22 protein-coding genes and 1 pseudogene are annotated in these 22331 nt (G+C 38.9%); 11 read left to right on the forward strand and 12 right to left on the reverse strand.

All coding sequences use genetic code 11. The features are described 5' to 3' along the window. Positions 1–40: 40 nt before the first annotated feature. Together PLL47_RS14995 and PLL47_RS11395 are read left to right on the forward strand one after the other, a co-directional pair. Complete coding sequence (locus tag PLL47_RS14995; RefSeq protein ID WP_502883696.1) at positions 41–778, forward strand: DUF8757 domain-containing protein; 738 nt, start codon at positions 41–43, stop codon at positions 776–778. Between the two features lie 22 nt (positions 779–800). Further along, positions 801–1094, forward strand: a complete 294-nt coding sequence (locus PLL47_RS11395; RefSeq protein ID WP_324446323.1) for a KTSC domain-containing protein — start codon at positions 801–803, stop codon at positions 1092–1094. On the opposite strand, the gene PLL47_RS11400 is transcribed toward PLL47_RS11395, so the two are convergent. From PLL47_RS11400 to PLL47_RS11410, 3 genes are all read right to left on the reverse strand, one after another. Next, positions 1087–2838, reverse strand: coding sequence for an ATP-dependent nuclease (locus PLL47_RS11400; protein ID WP_324446344.1), 1752 nt, complete (start codon positions 2836–2838; stop codon positions 1087–1089). The two genes, PLL47_RS11395 and PLL47_RS11400, sit on opposite strands and share 8 nt — an antisense overlap. A gap of 243 nt (positions 2839–3081) precedes the next feature. Next, positions 3082–3600 carry a YIP1 family protein gene (locus tag PLL47_RS11405; protein WP_324446324.1) on the reverse strand — a complete coding sequence of 173 codons (519 nt, stop codon included), beginning with the start codon at positions 3598–3600 and terminating at the stop codon, positions 3082–3084. 299 nt (positions 3601–3899) lie between these two features. Next, the gene (locus PLL47_RS11410; protein ID WP_324446325.1) at positions 3900–4067 is read right to left on the reverse strand and encodes a hypothetical protein; all 168 of its coding nucleotides are present in this window, start codon (positions 4065–4067) and stop codon (positions 3900–3902) included. Between the two features lie 143 nt (positions 4068–4210). Here PLL47_RS11410 and PLL47_RS11415 point away from each other — a divergent pair, with 143 nt between their 5' ends. Further along, the gene (locus PLL47_RS11415; protein ID WP_324446326.1) at positions 4211–4552 is read left to right on the forward strand and encodes a phasin family protein; all 342 of its coding nucleotides are present in this window, start codon (positions 4211–4213) and stop codon (positions 4550–4552) included. A gap of 34 nt (positions 4553–4586) precedes the next feature. Here the strand turns inward: PLL47_RS11415 and PLL47_RS11420 are convergent, their stop codons facing one another. The 5 genes from PLL47_RS11420 to PLL47_RS11440 all read right to left on the reverse strand — a co-directional run bounded on the left by PLL47_RS11420 (position 4587) and on the right by PLL47_RS11440 (position 8832). Then, positions 4587–4826: a hypothetical protein gene (locus tag PLL47_RS11420; protein ID WP_324446327.1), complete on the reverse strand. Its 240-nt coding sequence runs from the start codon at positions 4824–4826 to the stop codon at positions 4587–4589. A 12-nt stretch (positions 4827–4838) separates the two neighbouring features. Then, entirely contained in the window at positions 4839–5987 is a 1149-nt protein-coding gene (locus PLL47_RS11425; RefSeq protein ID WP_324446328.1) for a coiled-coil domain-containing protein, read from the reverse strand. A 306-nt stretch (positions 5988–6293) separates the two neighbouring features. Next, positions 6294–6839 (reverse strand): ferredoxin-thioredoxin reductase catalytic domain-containing protein, encoded by a 546-nt coding sequence (locus tag PLL47_RS11430; RefSeq protein WP_324446329.1) that lies wholly within the window; start codon positions 6837–6839, stop codon positions 6294–6296. 12 nt (positions 6840–6851) lie between these two features. Continuing rightward, positions 6852–7157, reverse strand: a complete 306-nt coding sequence (locus tag PLL47_RS11435) for a glutaredoxin family protein (protein WP_324446330.1) — start codon at positions 7155–7157, stop codon at positions 6852–6854. A gap of 193 nt (positions 7158–7350) precedes the next feature. Further along, positions 7351–8832 carry an MFS transporter gene (locus PLL47_RS11440; RefSeq protein WP_324446331.1) on the reverse strand — a complete coding sequence of 494 codons (1482 nt, stop codon included), beginning with the start codon at positions 8830–8832 and terminating at the stop codon, positions 7351–7353. 756 nt (positions 8833–9588) lie between these two features. Here PLL47_RS11440 and PLL47_RS11445 point away from each other — a divergent pair. The 3 genes from PLL47_RS11445 to PLL47_RS11455 all read left to right on the forward strand — a co-directional run bounded on the left by PLL47_RS11445 (position 9589) and on the right by PLL47_RS11455 (position 12964). After that, entirely contained in the window at positions 9589–10230 is a 642-nt protein-coding gene (locus PLL47_RS11445; RefSeq protein ID WP_324446332.1) for a matrixin family metalloprotease, read from the forward strand. A 622-nt stretch (positions 10231–10852) separates the two neighbouring features. Then, positions 10853–11275, forward strand: a complete 423-nt coding sequence (locus PLL47_RS11450) for a hypothetical protein (RefSeq protein WP_324446333.1) — start codon at positions 10853–10855, stop codon at positions 11273–11275. Between the two features lie 213 nt (positions 11276–11488). Further along, positions 11489–12964: an SNIPE associated domain-containing protein gene (locus PLL47_RS11455; protein WP_324446334.1), complete on the forward strand. Its 1476-nt coding sequence runs from the start codon at positions 11489–11491 to the stop codon at positions 12962–12964. Positions 12965–13044: 80 nt separating this feature from the next. On the opposite strand, the gene PLL47_RS11460 is transcribed toward PLL47_RS11455, so the two are convergent. Then, the gene (locus PLL47_RS11460; RefSeq protein WP_324446335.1) at positions 13045–14154 is read right to left on the reverse strand and encodes a tetratricopeptide repeat protein; all 1110 of its coding nucleotides are present in this window, start codon (positions 14152–14154) and stop codon (positions 13045–13047) included. Between the two features lie 215 nt (positions 14155–14369). On the opposite strand from PLL47_RS11460, the gene PLL47_RS11465 reads away from it, so the two are divergent. The 4 genes and pseudogenes from PLL47_RS11465 (at position 14370) to PLL47_RS11485 (ending at position 16505) form a co-directional block, all read left to right on the forward strand. Further along, positions 14370–15503, forward strand: a complete 1134-nt coding sequence (locus PLL47_RS11465; protein WP_324446336.1) for a DUF21 domain-containing protein — start codon at positions 14370–14372, stop codon at positions 15501–15503. Between the two features lie 200 nt (positions 15504–15703). Next, on the forward strand, positions 15704–16042 hold the full coding sequence (locus tag PLL47_RS11470; protein WP_324446337.1) for a CNNM domain-containing protein: 339 nt from the start codon (positions 15704–15706) through the stop codon (positions 16040–16042). A gap of 108 nt (positions 16043–16150) precedes the next feature. Continuing rightward, positions 16151–16393 (forward strand): annotated as a pseudogene (locus tag PLL47_RS11480) (CNNM domain-containing protein); the annotation flags it as partial. Further along, a complete protein-coding gene (locus tag PLL47_RS11485; protein WP_324446339.1) occupies positions 16368–16505 on the forward strand; it encodes a transporter associated domain-containing protein in 138 nt (45 codons plus the stop codon). The pseudogene PLL47_RS11480 and the gene PLL47_RS11485, both read left to right, overlap by 26 nt. Positions 16506–16546: 41 nt before the next feature. Here the strand turns inward: PLL47_RS11485 and PLL47_RS11490 are convergent, their stop codons facing one another. The 3 genes from PLL47_RS11490 to PLL47_RS11500 all read right to left on the reverse strand — a co-directional run bounded on the left by PLL47_RS11490 (position 16547) and on the right by PLL47_RS11500 (position 20394). Next, positions 16547–18223, reverse strand: coding sequence for a SagB/ThcOx family dehydrogenase (locus PLL47_RS11490; RefSeq protein ID WP_324446340.1), 1677 nt, complete (start codon positions 18221–18223; stop codon positions 16547–16549). A 125-nt stretch (positions 18224–18348) separates the two neighbouring features. Beyond that, positions 18349–18891: a DJ-1/PfpI family protein gene (locus tag PLL47_RS11495; RefSeq protein WP_324446341.1), complete on the reverse strand. Its 543-nt coding sequence runs from the start codon at positions 18889–18891 to the stop codon at positions 18349–18351. Positions 18892–19032: 141 nt separating this feature from the next. Continuing rightward, positions 19033–20394, reverse strand: coding sequence for a TIGR00297 family protein (locus PLL47_RS11500; protein ID WP_502883697.1), 1362 nt, complete (start codon positions 20392–20394; stop codon positions 19033–19035). A gap of 469 nt (positions 20395–20863) precedes the next feature. Between PLL47_RS11500 and PLL47_RS11505 the strand changes: the two genes are divergently transcribed. Then, positions 20864–22294 (forward strand): dihydrolipoyl dehydrogenase, encoded by a 1431-nt coding sequence (locus PLL47_RS11505; RefSeq protein ID WP_324446343.1) that lies wholly within the window; start codon positions 20864–20866, stop codon positions 22292–22294. Positions 22295–22331: the final 37 nt, after the last annotated feature.

Below are 22331 nucleotides of genomic sequence, written 5' to 3' on the forward strand. Positions count from 1 at the left end.
AAACAAGAGGAAAAAGGTATAGAGAGAATTTTACAGAAATATAGGGACACTACCGAGGGCTACACCAGAAGAAAGTAAAAAGCATGGCTATCTTGTATGTGTTGCCGGAATAAATGAGAACGGAGAATTCAGGAGAGTTTATCCTTTCGAATTTAGCTATGGGGAAAAATTAATCGATTTTAAGAAGAAAGACCGGGTAGAAGTTGTCCTGACGGAACCGGATAACGATCAAAGAAGAGAAAGCAGAAAGCAAATTCGATACAGGAACCTGCATTCCCCTGTTGAGGACGAAGAGCTAAGAAATTTACTCCGGTCGAAAGTAAGTTCAATTGAAAAATTAACTGAAGAAAATGCAAGTCTTGGAGTAGTTAAGCCTGAACTTTTAAACGTAAAGATCGAAATAAATAGTACTGAAATATACGACAAGCAGCAGTATTTCAACTTGATGGGCGATTATCTGGTCGAGAAAAGAGAAAAAATTAAAATGCCTGTCGAATTGAGATATCATTTCAGGTGCAAAAACGATCCTGCCTGCAAAGGACATAAGATCATCCTGCTCGACTGGGAACTTAATGAACTTGCAAGAAATATTATGCGGACTGATACAGATCTCGCGTCCATAGAAGAGAAGATTCGAAACAAGTTTTATGACTTCATGAAGGACAGAGATCTCTATTTTGTAATGGGAACTCATTTCCGCTTCAAGACCTGGATGATTATTGGAATTTTCTATCTGAGGAAGGAAGACAGAAATCAGAAGGAGCTTTTTGATTTTTGAAAGTTTTTGCGTTTAGGTATTTATGAAAATGAAAACTCAAGTTGTAAAAAAAGATTATATCGTTGGATGTTTATTTTTTATGAAGAAGATGAGAGGCGAAATGATGGAAAGAACAGAAGTTTCATCATCAAATATAGAATCAATAGGTTATGACGAAAGTAAAAAAATATTGGAAATTGAATTTAAAAGAGGAGACGTATATCAGTATAAAGACGTTCCGGATAATATTTTTCAAAATCTTCTTCGTGCAAGTTCACATGGAAAATATTTCAACGTGCATATAAAAGATAAGTATCCAACAATAAAAATTAATTAGATAACTTAAACAATAATTCGTTTATTTTATCAGGGATATTTGTTTTATCACAATAATTACCTAATACTTCTCCAAAAATTATTTTGCTGAATTTTTTTCCACTCCCTTGATTTAAAGATTTAAGTTCAGAACTGAATTTTTTATCAGGATTAGAGTAACATTTCTCCCTTAATTTACTTATATTTTTCAAAGACCATTTGGATTTGCTAATATCTTTTCCACATTCGGCTAAGTAATTTTTCCAAGACTCATATAGAACATCATCACTAAATGAATCTTCAAACTCTTTTGTTCCTACATTGATCTGCCTATCGGGGTGGATGTTTAGCTCATCGATTAATTTTAAAGTTTCTTCGCTTGCATCATTGTCCTTAACGACGTAAATGCTATTTTCATCTACTAACTCTAGCAACGCTTTTGCAAAACCAGGAATATTCTTTATACCTCTTGTATTGATTACCTTAATTAAATCGCTATTTAATGAAACATCATATATTTTTTCATAAATCCTTGGCAAAAATGATTCTTCTGTTTCACCTTCTACAAGAATAATTTTCTTGGCAAAATACAGGTAGATATTTTCAATTCCAAGTTTTCTTAAGATTTCATCTGAAGTTTCCGGTTCATTCTTTAGAGATTTAATCTTTGTTTCATTCGCGTTTTCTTGGACTAATAGACGTATTTGTTTTGGCTTTATAGCATTGATTAAAAAAGGTGAGTGAGTAGTTATGATAATTTGGCAGCCTTTTTTGCCTAATTCTTTTAAAATGTTTAATAGTTCTAACTGTGCTTTCACATGTAAATGTGTATCAGGTTCATCTAGTATATACAATTTTGAGTCTTTGCATGACTCTTCACATTCCATTTTGTATTCAAGTAATGCTAAAGAAATTCTTCTTTTGGTTCCATCCCCCTTTTTTTCAACAGAAATTTCGTTTCCATTTTCTAAAAATTTGACTTTTGAATAGATGTTTAGATTCTTAGGTTCAAACAGGGGTTCTATTTTAATATCAGTGAGTTGATTTAAATACTGTTTCAATTTTTCTTTTATTCCTTTTGATTTAAGGTCTTCAGAAATTGATTTGGAATAACTATCCAATTCTTCTTGAATTATTTCTTTAATTGTTTTCTCATCTTGAATTTTTGTGTCCCAAATATTAGCTTGTTTGTCTTTGAGAAAAACTTCCTTAAAAAAAGATTCTACATTTTCAAATTGTTTTCCATCAAGTTGAATTTTATTTAATTCAAAAAAATGCCCATTACTGATGATTATTTCATCTTCAGATAATTTCGAATTCAACTGATTTTTTAAGGTTTGAATGCTGCTATTTACGCGTACAGTCAATCCAAATTTTTTAGATAAATCTTTGATCTTAGACTCTTGAGCTTCAGTTAAACTATCTGGTATAGAAGTTAGAAATTCTTTAGTTTCTTGAATGAACTTTTGACTTGGTTTTATTATAAAACTAGAGTCTAGGAATTTTTCTTTTCTGTATTCTTTTATAAATTCAAAGTCTTCTGTAACTAATTTTATTTTTATTTCGTTACGCCCATAATTAAAATCATCAAGTTCTAATGAATAATCTTCCGTAAAAAGATTTAAACAGCTGATGATAGAGCTTTTGCCGCTGTCATTTTCTCCAACTATTAGAGTAATATTATCTTCAAATGCAATTTTTAAGTTACATAAACACCTAAAACCATCAATTTCTAGCTGTTTAATCTTCATTTTAATTACTTCCACCAGCAATTGATGTATAGTTACTTCCTAATGTATTTATAGATATTTTAATGTTCTAATTATTATATTAAGGAGCTGCAATTGACAGAGTTGAAGTACAATAATGGTAAAAAACTTATCTTTCTTCCCAACCTTCCCCCTCTCTTCCTTTATCCTTCCAAGCAAAACCTCCGCCGTCTCATAATCTCTACTTTCCCTTCTTGCAATCTCAGCCTCTAATCAGAACTTTTCGGAGGTCGAGTTTATTCATATATATGGTTCCATTACAGCAAACAAGACAACTGCTGTAATCAGATACCAGAATGACCATAAGATTGCAACAGTAACTGCCTTTCCTACATTGAGATTATGGACAAACTGCCCTCCTATGGTCAGTAAATATATGGCATATAATAAAAGGATCGGACTGATATCTGGGGTAAGACCTGCCTGAGATGCTGCTATAGGGAGAGCGGTGAAAAATTGTGCTATATATGAATATGCTAGAATTTGAAAAGTACTTTCATAAGTAGCTTTTCCTCCAGCTACTTTAAATAATCCATGCAAAACTGCGCTGTCAATGAAGAGACGTATAATGAAAGAAAACAAAAATGCCACTAAAAAGGCGATAACTGGTGAAACAATCGCACCCATTATTATTTGTGGAAACAAACCGCAGATACAGGCAAAAACTATAGGATTATAATAGCCCTTTACACTTGATGTCTTTTTGAAAAATTCCGAGGGAGTTTTTACTATTTCGTTCGCAGTCGAGAAGAAATTCATAAAAGATCTTTATACTATAACCCTCACAATGTATAAATATCTTCATACAGTTTTATAAATGTGCAGAAGATATCCGATTTGATACTGATCGAAAAATTAATTTCTTCTTTCAAACAGGAGAAGTTTCTTTCATGGCAAACGAAAAAATGACAGTTATGCACTATTTTATTGATATCAACTTTTGACCTGCCCGAGCAAAAAACCGCAAACTACCGAAATATAATTCTTCAAGCTCAGCCCTGCATGAGATCTTCAAGATTCTTCTCTCAAACCGGGCTGCTTTTGATTAACTCAGATATTTAATGGGCACCCTGAAAAGCTGTAAATCTTCTCATTCTTTCCCTGCCTGTAGTCACTGTCCTGTATACGGGAATGGGAAGTCCGGGGATAAGAGGAACCTTTCTTGTAGAAGCCCCGAATAATATAGCTCCAATGACCGTAATTATGACAGAGCTTATCAGCGTCATTAAAAATAAAATTTTCACTGTAAAACATGGAAGCTCTTTTAATATAAGAGTGTTTTTAATACATTACTGGCTTTTAATACATTATCAGTTTTTATATCTCATAGATCACTTTAAATTAATTGTTTTCAGATTAATAGCCAAGGATGCGTGTTAATACAATGAAGGAATCCGTCAGAAAACTCGGGCTCATAGGGGCTGGCCTGTGGGCAATGACCGAAGAAAGAGTAAATGAGCTCGTAAAAGAGCTTGTTGATAAAGGGGATATCAGCAAGGAAGAAGGCAAAAAAGCTGTACAGGACCTTGTCGAAGAAAGCAAGAAACAGAGAATCGACCTTGAAAAGAAGATATCCGATAAGATTCAGGATGCCATCTCAAAGGCAGATGTCTTTACCAGAAAAGATATGCATGAGCTTGAATCAAGATTAGAGATTCTTGAGGACGAAGTCCAGAAAATGAAAAATAAAGAAAAGATGTTCTTCAAATGAGAGCATCTTTTTCTATCCTTAAAACTCTTTATTTTTAAAGTTCTTCAATAACTATTTCTTCGCTGGAATTCTCGAGCAGATTTTCAAGGTCTGTAGCGTTTTTATCAAATTCCTGAACATCTGCTTCGGTAAGCACCTGATTAGCTGAGGTATTTTCAGAGGCATTTGGGGCTGGACCTGCCTCCTGCTCTTCCTTATCGTTTCCTGCACAACCGGATGCTGCAAGCCAGAGAATTAATATTGACATTACAAACACATGTGTTAATTTTACCATTTTTTTGCCCCCTTAACTCTCCAATCCTTCCTGGGTGGAGTTTTCGGATTCGTTATCTGTATTACTATTGTTTTCTTCTTCAGAAGAGTTTTCCGTTTCGTTCAAAGAAATGCCGCTATCAGATGAACTATTGTCTGTGTCGTTTATGCTTCCTGAATTATTAAGTTCAGTTTTCTGGACATTTCCTGTCCTGTTTTTGCTGGTCTCTTCATTTCTATACTGTTCCAGTTCCCCAAAGATCTCTTTCAGGACCTGGTTTGCCTCTTTTATTTCCTGGAGAGCATTTTGCAGGTAATCATCTGCTTTTTGCAGTTCTTTTTCAGTTGCATTCTCTTTACTGTAGATCTTTTTTGCTGCTTCGTTATTTTCCCTGGCTGAGTCCATCAGGGAATTGTAACTTGCAAGCTTTACCTCAAGGCCAGTTGTGTTAACACCAGTTTCGTTCAGGCTTTCGATTTCTTTTTCAATTTTATTAGAAACGCCTTCAGATTTGTTAACGAAGTCATCTATTTTCTCGCCTGCAGTCTGGCATGTCTCTGCGGCTGTTCTGTTTCTTACATTGTTCCAGACGCCACGTATAGATTCTGTTGCATTTACGAAATCCTCAAGGTCTTCGGCTTCTTCAACAGATTTCTTTTCTTCCTGCAGCTGGCTTATTCTTTCTTCAATAGCAGTAATTCTGGCTTCCGTGCCGTTACCGTTTGACTGTTCAAGGTTGTACTGAACTTTTTCAAGGTGAGCTATCATATAGTCGATGCTTGCGTTCAGGTATTCTCTTGTGATATTCAGGTCTTCTTCATCGTAATTTCCTGACCTGAGCCGGCTCCGGATAGCAAGGAAGTTTTTCTTTGAGCTCTGATAATTGTTTTTCTGAATCCTGAGCTGTTCTTTTAGCTGATTCCTTTCCTGAGACTCTTCTCTAAGCTGTACTCGTTCCATGGTTTTGTTTTCTGAAGTTTTGTTTTCTGATTGATTTCTGGACTGGTTTTCTTCCCTTAACATGTCTTTTTTCTGAAGAGTCTCAAGCGTCTTTTCACTTTTTACATTGTTACCTGCTCCAGCTCCATTACCTGCGAGAGCTGAAGGTGACAGGATACTAAAAAGAATAAGTATTAAAGTTATATAAGAAGCATAGCGAATGACTTCCCCAAATTTCGTCATACGACTCCCTCCATTTAAAAATTTTTATTGTTATCTTATTGATGAGGGGAAATATATAAGCATATTTTCGTAAAATAGATAATTAACAGGCAAATATGAAATTTAAAGCTTGATATCTTTTCTATTAATTAAATAGAGTCATAAAAGTATTTTTATTCCATAAACTATTGAATAATAAAAGCAAAGTTTTTATACTTAAATTCTCTTTCCTGATCCTATAGATTCAAAATATTTTAACAAGTTCTACTTTCCAAAACACATTATTGCATCGTTTTTCAAAAAAATAAGAAAGGATTGCACACGGAATTACATAAAACGTTCAAACCTTTCTTTTTTCGCTTTACAGATCGGACAGACTCCCGGAGCCTCATCCATGGCACAGAGATATCCGCAGACCTTGCATCTCCATACCGGCTTTGAAAGTTTACCTGAAAATTCCATGTTGCTCATCATCTCCTCTCTCTTCTTTTCTTCAGCTCTTTCAGCATCTCTCTGCTCCCTGGGAGGGCGTCTTTCAGGAATTGATTCGACTTCCCTTTTCCCCCTGATGACATCGTCCGAAACATAAAGTGCACAGTAGCAGGCTCCGTAATCATTCAGGTCCGGGTCCCTGTAATAGCATGGACAGACAATATCCAGATCTTCTTCTAGATTATTAGCAGACAGCCTGCATGGGCAGGCCCAGTAACCATAACGTATTTCATTAGCCAGCAGCCCACGTACAAGGTCCTTTGTGAACTCTACATCCGGGTTAAGGTGATAGCCGGATTTCTCGGCCTGATCCCTCAGCCGCTTATATACTTTGTCTACTTCTTCCTCTGAGATGCTTTCTTCGGAAGCTTCTTCTTTCAACCCAACTCCCCCTTAAAAACCAAGAGCTTCACGGATTTCTTTTTCTTTGAACCCCACAATTGCCTTTTCATCATTTATAACAGTTGTCGGAAATGAGGTTGAGGGATTGAAACGCCTTACTTCCTTGACTGCTTCATTTTCTTCCTCGCCTTCGAGCCTGTCTACATAGATGTAATCAAAATCAACACCAAGGTCTGTGAGCAGTTTCTTTGTTTTTTTACACCATACGCAGGTGCTGAGCCCGTACATTATTACTTTACCCCTGTCAACTCCAGGAACATGATTTCCTTTCTCTTTATTCTTACCAAACAGATCCATTTAATAAGCCCCCTCGAAATAATTGTTTAGCTGTCATGTTTATTTTAGCTGTTATATTTATTTATACTCAGGACAGAATGTCTCTCTGGTATCCGACAGTATACAATAAGCCAGCCAGATTGTATATTTCACAAACTCCTTATCAGAAAATGTCGGATAAAGTATATAAAATTGAGATATACCCGATCTCTGTTCACCTTACAGACTTTTTGCCCCCTTCATGACCGGTATGAACCGGATCTGTTTTTCCTCTCACCAGAGATGCGAACACACCGATGATGCAGAATAACGTAAACAGGATAAATGCATAGTGAAGGCTTGAAACAAACTGCGGGTAATACTCAGGAGTGATCTGTACAGGGCCGATAATAACCGCAAAGATCATCATCGCAATACCCATGGAGAGCATCTGGCCAAGCAATCGCATGGTTCCGTTCATTCCTGACGCAACGCCGTAGAATCTTTTATCAACCGCACTCATTATGGCATTGGTATTGGGGGATGAAAAGAGCCCGAAGCCTGTGCCAAGCACTACCAGACAAATAACCAGATACCATATTGGAGTTGTCTCTTCAAGGAATATAAGCAGAAAGAGCCCAAAAGAAGTTACTGCCATTCCTGCAGACGCAACTATGCGCGGCTCAATTCTGTCCGAGAGCCTTCCGGCAACCGGAGAAATCATAGCCATGATAACCGGCTGCGCCACAAGGATCATTCCGGCATGCTCCGCAGTGAAGCCTTTTGTGTACTGGAGATCCAGACTTAAGAGGAAAGTCACTGCATAGGTTGCACTGTAATTGATAAGTGCAGACAGGTTAGAAAGGGCAAAGACCCTGTTTTTTGTCAGGAGCCGGATGTCAAGTACAGGAAAAGGTACCCTCATTTCGTAAAGTGCAAAAGCGATAACTCCGACAAGACCTGCTGCTATGAGAACAGCTCCTTCAAAGTCAGGAAGAGCTGAAAAACCGTACATGGTAGCAACAACTGCTGAACTGTAGATAACGGAGCCTGTCAGGTCAAATTTCTCCCCTTCGCATTCAAGCCAGTCACCTTTCAGCTTCCAGAGAATAAGGAGAACGGTGATAACGCCGAGAGGGACGTTTACAAAGAAAATGCTCCTCCAGCCGAGATAATGTGTCATCACGCCGCCAAGGAAAGGACCAAGAGAGAGCCCGAGATAGACCGCAGTAATATAAATTCCGAGAACTTTCCCGCGCTCCCTGGGCGGAAAGACAGAGGTGAGTATAGCTATCCCTGTCCCGAAGATCATAGCACTCCCGATGCCCTGAAAAACCCGTACCCTGATAAACATTTCAGTTGAAGGGACCATGGTCATTAACAGAGACGCAAGGCTGAAGATAGAAATGCCGTAGAGGAAAACTTTTTTCCTTCCGTAAATATCTGCAATCTTTCCGAAGGGGACAAGACATACTGCCGAAGACAGATGGTAAGCGGTTGCAACCCAGGAAAGGGCAATTGCATCCATATGAAACTCTTTCCCGATTGTAGGCAGAGCAATATTCACTGCCGAACCATCAAAAGGGGTAAGAAATCCGGCAAGAATTGCAATAAGGAGTACTACTCGTTTTTCTGCTGCATTGTTAGTAGTATCGACAGTGCGGCATATTTCCGGAACTTCACCAGGTACTCCGGTTTTTTTCATTTGTTTTACCATGTTTATCACGATCGGAAGGATGATAATCTTCTATTCGAAAGGTGGAGATTAAGGAAGATTATATGATTTCAGAAGGGGCTTTAAGCAATAATGCTGCCCTGGAATACTCTTCTTTGGCATGAATGGCTGATTAAGAACCTTACTATAACCTGCTTATTATTAAATATTATACTATTCGGCTGGCTTTTGAAAGCCCGGAAAGCACTGATTTCTATTTGTGAAGTTAGCAGACAAAAAAGATTCTTCTTTTATCCAAAGCCGATTTTTAGCTCACTTATATCTCTAAAACCCCCGCCAGCTTGTCTGGCGACTCTGAACAAAAGGAAGAATGAACAAAAAGCATTATCGAAGCAAATTATTTTGTCTATTCTTCTCCATTTTATTTCCTGCCCTTCATGATTAAAAAAGAACTATGGTTGGCTCTAAATTTTTTACACTAAACTATTTTTTGCTTGAAAATGATTTTTATATATGCTGTGTTATATAATTCATGCAATTACTATGTGCTGGAGTTAGTGAACAGAACTGGAGTATCATCGACCACATAAAGAATCTTCTGGGGGTTTCTGATCCTTCTTCGAATTTGGATCTCACAGGAAAAATAGATTCTTATTTTTACTACTTTTTGATTTTTATACAAAAGGTTAATACTTAATCTATCAAGTTTTTAAAACTAATTACCTGATAATATGGAGGCAGGTTTGTATTACTCAGAACTATAGGTATAGAATAAGATTACTCTTTTTATTGCTGCTAATGATAGTTTTTTTACCCACAGTTTCGGCAGCCTCTGAGTCAGATTATCCAGGAATTTTAGATTACCCCTGGGATCATTCTCCTATCACCGTGTACATAGATAACAAAACTGTGCCTTCTCATTATAGTCCAGTCTATTTTACACAGGTACAAAAAGCTCTGGACTACTGGGAAGCAGGGGGAAATGGAAAGCTTAAGTACACTCCTGTTTTTGAACTTGTAGATTCCGAAAACGCTGATATCAGAATAATGTGGGTCGAAGACCTGCAGAAATATCAGGACGCTCCTCGTGGAGCTGCAGGCGCTACATTTCCGTACATTTCCAGCGGACGATTTATAAGAGTAGACATAATGCTTGGAGTTGGATATTATCAGTGGATGAAGTGGATACCGTATACTGATACGGCAATGCTTGCCATTTCAAAGCACGAGTTGGGACACGCATTGGGATTGGATCACAGCAGCGACAAGCAAGATATTATGTATCCAAGCAATGAGCAGATAAATAACACAAATCCTCTCTTTGCTGGCAAATACGGTTCTCTTTTACTTATGGCAGCTTATGCTGTTCTTGCAATTAGCGTTTTCCTCTCTGTAAGCTGGCTGCTTAACAGAAAAAAACGGAAAAAGATTCAGGATTAATATTTTAAGTTGTTGTTTCTCGAAAATGTACCTGGAACCTATCCGGAAAGTGATACTTATTGTAATTTTTACATTATGAGAAACTTTTACATTATGAGAAACCGTAAAAGAAAAAAAGAAAAGAGAACATGGAGGGGATAAATTTCTCTTTTCTGCAAAAACTGTTAATCCTTTAATAATTTAAAAAACTTTTGGAAGTGGATCTTCCATTACCAGAAAATTCTGTAAACTTAAAAGACAGTTAAAAATCTGGAAAAATTCCTTTTTCTTCTATATGAAAAATCAGGTTATGCCTTATAAGAACTGCATGTCAGGTCTAAAGAATTAGAAAGGTATAAATTCACACTAATGGAAGAACTTGACAGAAAGGCAGCTCTCCTTCGTAGAGCGGGACAAGAAAGGTTTGGTGTAGTGAATAAGGTTGCACAGGTAAGAAAATCTTACTTATTCCATAAAAGGGCTTTTAAATTCATATGAAATCGAAAACCTCCGCCAGCTTGTCTGGCGACTCTGCACAGAACAAAAAGGTAGAAAAAAGCGAGCAACAGTTGACAATATGATATAGTTTAGTCAGATAGTAGTAAGTATTAATAGAGATAAATTATCTGAATAAGGATACCCTATGGTAGAAGAAGATATAGTAAAGCATCTAGAGTTTATTCAAAATATTATAACGAGAATGGCAAATAATTCTTTTTTGCTCAAGGGATGGACAGTCACACTAGTGGTTGCTCTTTTTGCTCTCGCAGCACAAAATTCAAATTCTAAATTTGTGATTCTGGCGTTTTTCCCTGTTCTTACCTTCTGGATTTTGGATGCTTTCTATTTATGGCAGGAAAGACTCTTTAGAGCTTTGTATAATGATATTCGTAATAAGACCAAAGATTCTATCCTATATGAAGGGCCGTTTACATTAGATACCACTTCTTATAAAGGGAAGGTTCAAAGCTGGGCAAGGACTGCCATTTCAAAAACACTCGTTATATTTTACGGGATCATGATTATTGCAATTTGCATAGCAATGCTAATTTTAAGAGTTATTTAATTCGATTTTTCTGATTGTAATAATTTTTTGCGAAAGATCTCTAATTGTTAATTTTTATTGATTTTTTTAATATTCATTTTTTTAAAATGAAGCCTAAAACTGCATATGGATATCCAATAGGCTCCTAATTATTTGAATAGATTTCGAATTACTTTTATAACATTTATTCATTTCAACTTGTAACAATATTTACATAATCAAGTAAGTTAGAGGGTGACACTGACGGATTTAACATTTCTCTTCTTGTTTTTATCAATTATAATTCTGTATTTTTACATCAGACTAAATTTAAGATATAATAAACTATACGAGCGTTTTAAAAATGTTACAGATATTGATTCTGAAGTTGCAAAAGAAAATCGAAAATTAGAAGATATTAAAACTAAAATTAATGAAGCTGATGCAGATTATAAAAACAGAAGAGAAGCATATGAGAAAACTCTAACGGATTTTAAAGATCTCACAGACATTCAGTCAGAGATTATCAGAGAAAATCAGAAACTTAAAGAAATACAGGCTAAAACCAACGAGATAGCTCTAGACTACAAAAACAAACGAACTTTATACGATAAATTATTAAATGAGATTAACTCACTTGAAGAAAACTTAGAGATCATTTCTTATGGCTTATATAAGCCTCACTTTGATTTTGATACTTCTGAGGAATATCAACAGCGGATACTAACTAACCATCAACGTCAAAAACAACTTATTAAAGATAAGGCAGCTTCTGTGTGCTCAAAAGAATGGGTCGTTGAAGGAGATAAAAAGAAAGGCGCAGAAATGATCGCTCGGAATACAAAACTTGCATTGCGTGCCTTCAATGGTGAATGTGATGCTGCCATACTAAAAGTAAAATGGAACAACGTATCAAAGATGGAAGATCGGATTGAAAAAGCATACGAGGAAATCAACAAGCTGGTTGCTCCATTGGATATAAAAATTACAAATAAGTATTTTAGTTTGAAACTGGAAGAATTACATCTTGTTCATGAACGTCAGGAAAAGTTATATCAAGAGAAGGAAGAGCAAAGGTTAATAAAAGAGCAGATAAAAGAAGAGGAAAAAGCGATAAAAGAGTTTGAGGCTGCAAAAAAAGCGGCAGAAAATGAAGAAAAGCAATATCAAAAAGCCCTCGATGAAGCCCTAAAAGAAATTAAAACGGCAAAAAGCGAAGAAATAGTACAGCTCAACGATAAAATCTTAAATCTCGAAAAGCAACTTAAAGAAGCTCAGGAAAAAAAGAGATCAGTTTCAATTGCTCAAGTGACAAAAAGTGGATATGTTTACGTAATTTCAAATATTGGTTCTTTTGGGGAGGATATCTATAAAATCGGGATGACACGACGGCTGGAGCCATTAGATAGAATACGAGAATTTAGTGCTTCAGTTCCTTTTGATTTTGATGTACATGCCTTGATCCATTCTGAAAATGCTCCTGAGCTAGAAACTAAATTACATAGGCGTTTTAATGAAAAAAGTTTGAACTTAGTAAATAGCCGAAAAGAGTTTTATAATGTTGCTCTTCAAGAGATTGAGACCGCAGTCAAAGAGTTGCATGGAAAAATTGAATTCACAAAAATGGCCGAAGCAAGGGAATATAGGGAAACTCTGGCTCGCCGCGAAAAAGCAAAAATGAGTAGTAAAATTGCTGAACAAATTCAAACTGAATTCCCTCTCACAATATGATGGAACCAAGTTATTTTTTTAGGGGTCAGTTTAATATTCGAACTGGGACTGAAAAACGTACTTTTTATTTAAACTATACCTTAACCCTTTAGTTTGTCTATAACTGCACTAACTATTCCTTCAACTCCTTCTGTATTAAAATCTAAGTAGGCCATATCATCAGGTAAACCGAATAGAGGAGTGTTATCTAACCTCACAGGCAAAATAAACTCAGTTCCTCTTACTTTTGCTTCGCCTCGTGCGATCGAAAATTCAAAGTTTGTCCAGTCTTTCAATGAATATTCTTTAGAAACAAAAACTAATACAAAACAAGTGTTTTCTGCATATGTTTTTTGGAAATGCGTTGATAATCTCTTTCCCCACAACTTTGTTTTCTCAAACTCATCATAAAAGACTTGAATATTGTTTTCAGCTAGCTTTTTTGCAATTTGTTCTACTACTTCTCGATTTTCGCCGGCAAATGACAACGCTATGTCGTACTTAAAAGCGTCATTTTTTGATTTATTTGCAGATTCTATTCTCATTTTTTCCAAAATATTGTCTTTATATTTTAAGCATTGGTCATCATCAGATTTGATTCTAAGAATTTTATCTAGAGACTCAATAGCCTCTTTATACATCCCTAGAGAATCTAAAGCAATGCCTTTGTGTTTTAGAGAATTATAGTCATCAGGATTGATTTTAAGAGCTTTATCTAACGACTTAACAGCCTCTTTATGCATACCCATTTTGATTAAGGCAATGCCTTTCTCTCTCAAGGAATCATAGTCACTTGGTTTAAATTTAAGAGCACGATCATAGCATTCAACAGCTTCTTTGTATCGTTTCAATTTGAATAAAGTAGCACCTTTGTTCCTCAAAGACTCGTAGTCATCTGGTTTGATTTTAAGAGCTTTATCATAGCACTTTATAGCTTCTTCGTATTTTTCCAATAAAAATAAAGCAATGCCTTTGTATCTTAAAGAATCATAGTCATCAGATTTGACTTTAAGGACTTTATCATAGCACTCAATAGCTTCTTTATATCTTTCCAATCCGACTAAAGAAATACCTTTATTTCGTAAAGAATCAGAATTATCAGGTTTAATTTTAAGAGCTCTATCAAACCATTCAATAGCTTCTTTATATAGTCCTCGATTGAGGAAACTAATGCCTTTATTTTTTAAAGAATAATAATTATCAGAATCCAAAGTAAAACACCCATTTCATTTAAAAAAATCAAAAACTTAAGAACTTATCTCTTTTTTAATGAATAGAAGCACGAAAATAAACTAAACAACACTAACTTACGAAAAGTTAAAGCATGAGATTAAGCCTTAATTAATGAGATTAAGTTTATAACAGATAAATTGGTTAAAGGATTCGACTAGGTTTACACTGATATTATAGAGGCCATAGACTCACAATGAATGAAATCATTACATGGATACTAATTGGGTTCTGCCTGACACAATCTGCCATTTTTTCGGGGATGACAATCGGTGTTTTCGGGCTTGGGAGGCTGAGGCTTGAAATTGAAGCCGAAGCAAACAATAAAAACGCAATAAAAATTCTGCAGATAAGGCGCGATTCCAATTTCCTGCTTACAACCATGCTCTGGGGAAATGTGGGGGTAAACGTCCTTATTGCCCTTCTTACGGATTCCGTGATGGCTGGAACCTCAGCATTCCTCTTCTCGACCTTTGGTATTACATGTTTCGGAGAGATCATGCCGCAGGCTTATTTTTCGAGGAATGCACTTGTGCTTGGGGCAAAGCTGACTCCTCTTGTACGCTTTTACCAGATGCTTCTCTATCCAGTTGCCAAACCAACAGCCCTTATTCTCGACTGGTGGCTGGGCAGAGAAAAACTCGAGCTTTTCCGGGAACAATCAATGAGAATTATGCTCGAAAAACATATCGAGTCCGGAAAGACCGATATAGGCGCTTTTGAAGGGATAGGAGCCCTGAATTTTCTTTCCATAGACGACGTCAGCATTTCTGACGAAGGTTCCATACTAGACTCGAGAAGCATCATCTCTTTACCTGTAGAAAATAACCGCCCTGTTTTTCCCCAGTTCAACAGGGAACCTTCTGATCCCTTCCTGCAGAAGATAGAAGCCTCAGGAAAAAAGTGGGTAGTTATTACCAACCCTGCAGACGAGCCTGTAATGGTTCTTGATGCGGACGGCTTCCTGAGGGATGCGGTTTATAAAAAAGGGCCTTTCATCCCGCTTTTTTACTGCCATTTCCCTGTAGTGGTAAAATCTCCTGAAACCAGGCTTGAAAAAGTGATCCGGCAGTTCAAGGTATATCCTCAGTACCCGGAAGACGATGTGATTGATCAGGATCTGATCCTGTACTGGGGCGAAGAAAAGCGCATAATAACAGGGTCGGATATTCTTGGCCGCCTGCTCCGTGGGATTGTTGTGCAATGCGAAATTGGATCAGGACACGAGATGTCTGTCCCTCCATCACAGCCAGGATTCGTAAAAAGACCTTCTTTGAGGAGAAGAAAGAAAATAGAGACAGAAGAGCCAAAGAAAAATAACAAGAAATAAAATAGAAACAGAAGAGCCTGGAAACAGAAGAGCCAGAGAAAAATAACAAAAAAGGCAAGCAGCGGTTTTTGCCTTTACTCTTTTAAATAACAGGTTTACTTCTTTTAAATAGCCGGAAGTCAGATACGGACTTCAGGATCCATTTCTGGAAAACGGTCACGTAAATAGGTTTAAATTATAATCCGTCTAATAATTGAAAAATGCCTTATTTCCCTGAAATTATCATCATCCTTGTTCTTGTTCTTATAGCGCTCAATGGCATCTTTGCTATGTCAGAATTTGCCCTGGTTTCAGCCAAGAAAACCAGCCTCAGGCAGAAAGCAGAAGAAGGAGATACAGGGGCAGATACCGCACTCAAGCTCGCAAATGAACCCACCGCTTTTCTCTCGACAATCCAGATAGGAATTACACTGGTGGGTATCTTTGCCGGTGCATTCGGTGGAGCAACAATAGCAGAAGAACTGTCCAGCTATCTTCGCGAAATCCCTGCCCTGGCTCCGTACAGTAATGCGCTCAGCATTACTCTTGAGTACTCGTAATCACCTATCTGACCTTAATCTTTGGGGAACTTTTTCCAAAGCGGCTTGCACTCAATAATGCAGATGCAATTGCCTCTAATGTAGCAAAGCCTATGTTCTTTCCTTTCTCTCATAGCAAAACCACTGGTGTTTATTCTAAGCTACTCAACCGAGGATGTTCTCCGGCTGATGAGAGTCCGAAAGATAGCCGGGCCGCCGGTAACAGAAGAGGAAATCAAGATTATGCTTGAGGAAGGAACCGAAGCCGGAGTATTCGAAAAAGCCGAGTTGAGCATGATAGAAGGCGTTTTTGACATTGGAGACCGCAGGGTTGAATCCCTGATTTATGTTCATCTTGCAGCGGATTGCTAAAACAGGAGATCGTGTTGAATTAAAGGGACTGCGCTATGAGGTAGTTGATATGGATGGCCATAGAATAGACAAAGTGATGGTCACAAGAATTCCTGAGAACCCTTCAGACTGAGCATCTTGACTGATCATCTAATTTCTGCAAAAAGAGCAAAATTATTTCCCATATGCAGGGAAAGTAACAACACCAATCTCCTGAAGCGGCGAGCCAACTGCAAAGTGATATAGATCCTGGTACTCAAGCCCTTTAAGTCCCAGGGTTTCATGCAGGGGATCGTCAAAAAAACACCCTATTCCGCAGCCCCTGAAACCGCGGGCTTCTGCCTCAAGGTAAAGGAGCTGTCCCAGGACTCCGCACTCCCAGAAAAGGTAAGGGTACATCCAGGAACCAAATGTTTTCAGAGGCTCTTCGAATTTGGAAAGCATACAGGCAGTAAAACAGGCATCTGCCGCTTTTCTCTGGGCACAGGAAAGCTGGGCTGCAAAATCGTAAAGTGTCTCTTCTACAAGCATGTAAAGTTCAAGATCATAAGGGCAGCTTTCAGGCTTTTCCCAGAGGAAATCCGGTCGGAATCTGACTTTAAACTCTTCTTTTTCCCCAGGCTTTCTTAAAAAGATATAAAGGCCTTCACGAAGCCCTTTCACTCTGTTTACAAAAAGAAGAAGGTGAGTAAAGGGTCCAAAAGGAAGTGTATCGAAAACAGGGTTTTTATCTGGAAGGGTTCTGCGCAGCATGCCGTAGAAATTCTCTTCATCCATGTAAACACTGTTATTCATTTCGATAGCACTTCTCCTTCTGTGAATTACGCTGCGCAGAGGGACCGCCTCCAGGGGGGAATGGATTGTGTGGCCCGAAACTGCCCCGGGTAATCCTGAAACTCCCCTTTCAGGTTTCAGCTCCGTCTTTGTTTCACTGAAATGCCCGGTTTCCCCTTTTCTGGTAACTGAAGCAACCTTTTCAATCTCAACCCATTCCACATGTGCAGGACTCAGGCGGGAAGGGGTGCCATTCCAGGAAAGCTTTTCAAAATCAGGAAGTGCTGATGAAGAGATCTTGCCAGATCTAGATTCTTTTTCTGAAGGGTAAACTGCAAGCAGACAGGCAGGCTCTTCTCTTTCAGGCCCCTGAGTTCCGGAAATGCCCAGAAGTTTTGCTGTGCCCTCAGAAGCCATATCCACAAGCAGGCTCGTTCTCCAGCCATGTCCTGCGGCAGCAAAGGTTAGAGCAGCAATAGCGTGCCCGAGGTCATGGTTTGCATACCTGAAAGCACGGACGCCGTATTTCCAGGCAACCCGCCAGTAAATTGAAGTAAGCCCTATGAAAAATGTGCCGTCTGGAAATCCTGAACTCAGTTTTTCCCAGGTCTCCGGGGGGTATTCTGCTCTTAGCTCAAGTGCGTGCTGCAGAGGAGCATAATGGCAGACAGAAGGATTTTCCAGAAGCTCCGGAACAGGACCCGAAATAAGGTAAACCTCTGTTGGGTGAAGGTTTCCGCTTGAAGGGTTGATGCGGAGAGCCCATTGCGTACTTCCTGTTTTCTTCCACACCGAAAGGGCAAAGCTGTCAAAGAGGAGCTGAGAAATACTGGTCCGGTTCAGCACCGGAGGTCCCAGTTTCTCAGGACAAAATGCCTGTTCATAGGTGGGAAAAAGTTCGGATTTTATGTCTACTTCACTCCATGTATCCAGCTTTATAACTGGAGCTCCTCTGTAGTTAAGAAAAGGGTCTGGCTTGATTTCCAAATCAAGGAATCGGGGACCTGAAGCATAGGCTTTAAAGCCATGCTTGCTGGCCTGATGATAGGACAGTACAGCTTCAAGTTCGGAATTCATAACAGGTCACCAGTTTGCTGCTGAATATTTTTCTGCTGAATATATTACAGTGCGCTTTGCAGTTCAGAGACTATGGTCTATATTTGGCATTCAAATTTGAAAATATTTGGAATTCAAATTTGATATCATGTTTTTTTCAGGGCTTTAAGGACGGCTTTACCAAAGGCTTCAGCACTTTTTGGGTCTCTCCCTGTCACTATCCTGCCCGAAACCACAACATCCCTGTCCTGGTAAACAGCCCCATGCTTTTCAAGTTCATCCACAGTATCAGGGCTATTAAAAACAGTACTTTCATTACCTTTTAGAATGCCGGCTCGTGCCAGGACTACAGGAGAGATGCAGATTGCAGAAACTACTTTTTTCTTTGAGTCGGCTTCCTTTACGAGTTCACGCAGATGTTTATTGTCCCAGAGATATTTTCTTGAGCCCGGCCCTCCGGAAATGACAACTGCATCATAATCATCAATTCTGACTTCAGAGATGCTGATATCAGGTTTGATAGTACCTCCAAGCGCCCCTTTTGCGGTTTTTGTTGACTCTGCTGCAACCGTAACCTTCACCCCTGCAGCTTCAAACAACTGCTTTGGAACAAAACATTCTTCATCCCTGAACTGCTCCTGGGCAATAACAAGCAAAATCTTTTTGCCTTTGTACTCGGGTTCTGTCATATGGCCACCTTCCTTAAATTAGAGATATTTATTCATTGAAAGATTCAATAATAAGGACACTGCAATAACCCCGCCCTTGTAAGAATATATTCCTGGAGATATAAAGGGATGTCTTTCAGAAGTAAAAATTTTGCAGAATAATCAAAAAACAGATATTAGAAGGTATATTCCTGCCGAAACTCCTGCTCCCGCAAAGGTTGCAACAAAATTTACCCCACTGTTTGAAAGCAGTCCTCTTTTCTGAAGAGTGGCTCCGAGCAGGCTGTCTATATTGGTCCCAAAAAAGCCTCCTGCAGTAGTGATGAGAATGGAAAGCAAAAAGTCGCTGGAAATGCCGAGAGTATAGCCGAGCACCCCTATGACTGCAGAGCCGAAAATTGCGGCAAGTTCGCCAAGAGAAGAAACAGCACCATCAGCTCCGGGTTCTGAGATCTTGAGAGTTGTTATCATTCTGGGTTTTCCCTTTGCTGTGGTCCCGATTTCACTTGCAAGGGTATCACCTGTAGCGGTTGCGACAGTACCCATGTAGGCATAAATTATCAGAAGACTGTGTTCCGGAAAGATGCCATATGCTACTGCAAGGGCAAGGGCTGCTGTACTGTTAGAGAAAACATTTTCATAGCTCCTTATTCCGTCTTTAGCCTGCGCAATGCCAATTGATTCCTTGAATGCATACTTGTACCTGGTAAACCCGCCTCCCAGAATAAAGAAAGTCAGCAGAAGCAAAAACCAGGGAAGCCCGCTGAACACGATAATCAGAACCCCCAGCAGGGCGGCGCTGAGAAGAGCTGAAACATCGGCTATTTTTGCTCTGTAAGCCAGAGCTCCGAGGAAAAGGGAGAAGATAAGGGCTATGAGCATTTTCTCGGGAGGCACCCAGTACCTGAATTCCTCGAAAATCCACATCGTCATCCCCGCTCCCAGAGGAACCGGGATATTGCGGTCTATCTTTGAGGGAATTGACTCAAAAAGCGAACCTGTAACTGCTCCAATAACGGCTATGAAAAAAATAAAGTTATACGGGATTGGAAGTTTTTGCCAGTAAACAATCCAGCTTGCTGCGAGAAAAGCTGCAATAATCCTGAGCGCGAGAAAAATGGAACTCCACATTATTGAGAATCTTCTCTGCCTCCTCCTGCTCTTTTCAGACTCAAAGTCAGCCGTGAAACCTCTTTCTGAAAAAAAAGAGCTATGGTTTCCCACTGCTGCGACTGCAAAAGCGGCAAGAACTATATAAAACGGAAACGTGTAAGGGAGATCTTTAGAAACGGCAGAAACAAGCAGCATAAGAGAAAGGGAAAAAGCAAGGCTGACCGCATCTCTGCTGCAGGAAAGATACTTTCCGGAAAATCTCAATCCCAGGAAAACTCCAAAAGATAGAATGAAGAGGAGATCTACCCCTGCAAAAGGAGCTATCAGAATAAGCAGGAGATATAATACGTGCATCACAGGAATTCCACGATAGGAAGACCCGTTTTCTAGGATGGGGGCAGCTCTGTTCATTTTAGACATCTTTTGTTTTTTATTCTTCCTGAGAAATTAGATAGAATAGGTTTTTCTTTATAAATAGATAGTTGTTTTCCCTTCAGCTTATTGCTAAAAATGAACAAGATTTAAAAATATTTATACCTTTTATTCCTTGCGCTCGGCAGTATTTTCAGCCAGTTATGACTGTTATTCAAAATACGGAATAACTTTTTTGCCAGCAATTTCACTTTACAGACAACTGTTACTAATTCTTTGTCTTCTAAAGTATTCCTTACCGCAATCCTCTGGAAAAGATTTTTGAGAAATTTTTCTAGAAACCTTTTGAATTAGCTTCCGTATTCTCATTCTTGCCTCCATATTCTTATTCCTGAATCGGGAATAAATGTAATTAGCAAAACAGACAGATAACTATTGCAGTTAACAAATCCAGAATGGTTGATATCTAATTTGCATCTAATTTTACTTTTGTTATGAGGGGACATTAATGAAAAATTATGACCTGATTGTAATAGGTACAGGTTCCGGAATGAACTACGTGAACTCTATTATTGATTCGAATCCTGAGATGAAAATAGCTGTCATAGACAAAGACGAACCCGGCGGGATCTGCCTTACAAGAGGGTGTATCCCCTCAAAACTTCTGCTTTACCCTGCAGAGCTTATAAGAGAACTTGAAACAGCCCCGCTTTTCGGCATCAAGCTGGAAATAAAAGATATTGAGTTCCGCACGATCATGGAAAGAATGCGCAGAAGAATAGGAGAGGATATCGAGATGATAAGGCAGGGGTTGACCGGGAATCCATATCTTGACTATTATCCCGAGCCTGCAGAATTTATTTCTCCGTATACCCTGAAAGTCGGAAGCGAGACCCTTCATTCTAAAATGATTTTCCTGTGCACGGGCTCAAGACCTGCAGTCCCGCCTGTCAAAGGGCTTGAAGAAACCGGATATCTTACAAGCGATACAATGCTTGAACTCGATGAGTGCCCGAAAAGCATCGCCGTTCTCGGAGGAAGTTACATCGGAGCTGAGTATGGCCACTTTTTTTCTGCTATGGGAGCTGAAGTCACGGTCATAGGGAGAAATCCTCATTTCCTTCCCCTGGAAGAACCCGAAATCTCCGAACTTGCCAGGATAAAAATGTCAGAATACATGCGGATACTTACAAACCATGAAGCCATAGAGGTCAGAAAAGAAAGTAACGGGCAAAAAACGGTTCTGGCAAAAGATAGGGATTCTGGAAAGGAAACTGAAATTACGGCAGACGAGATCCTTGTGGCAACAGGCAGAGCCCCCAATACTGATATTCTCCACCCCGAAAGGGCAGGAATAAAAACAGACCCGCAGGGCTGGATTCTGGTTAATGAGTATCTTGAAACTTCACAGCCAGATATCTGGGCTTTTGGGGACGCAAACGGAAAACACCTGCTCAAGCATGTCGGAAACTACGAGTCCAGAGTAGTTTTCCTCAATGCGATCAGGAAAGAAAAAGTCAAGGCAGATTATCATGCTGTACCGCACGCAGTTTTCTCCTATCCTGAGATTGCAGGCGCAGGAATGTCAGAAAAGGAAGCCATTGAGGAGTATGGGGAAAAAAGAGTTGTTATAGGCTTTAAGCTCTTTGAAGACACTGCAAAGGGATCTGCTATGGAAGCCAGGGATTATTTCGTAAAAGTAATTCTGGACGGGCTGGAAGAGAGAATCCTGGGAGCCCATATTATAGGTCCTCATGCCTCGATTCTGATCCATGAGATAATTCCTCTCATGTATACGCCATCAAGAAGCGCAAAACCGATAATGCAAATGATGGATATCCACCCGTCTTTAAGTGAAGTGGTCAAGAGAGCCTTTTATTCAAGGCTGACCCCTGAGCAGTACCATCACGTTATGAAACAGCTAGGGTTTGAGGATTGAAAATTACTTTTCCTCATAACCCATAAGACAGTATTTT

This window comes from Methanosarcina sp. (assembly GCF_035390745.1).
Taxonomy (GTDB): domain Archaea; phylum Halobacteriota; class Methanosarcinia; order Methanosarcinales; family Methanosarcinaceae; genus Methanosarcina.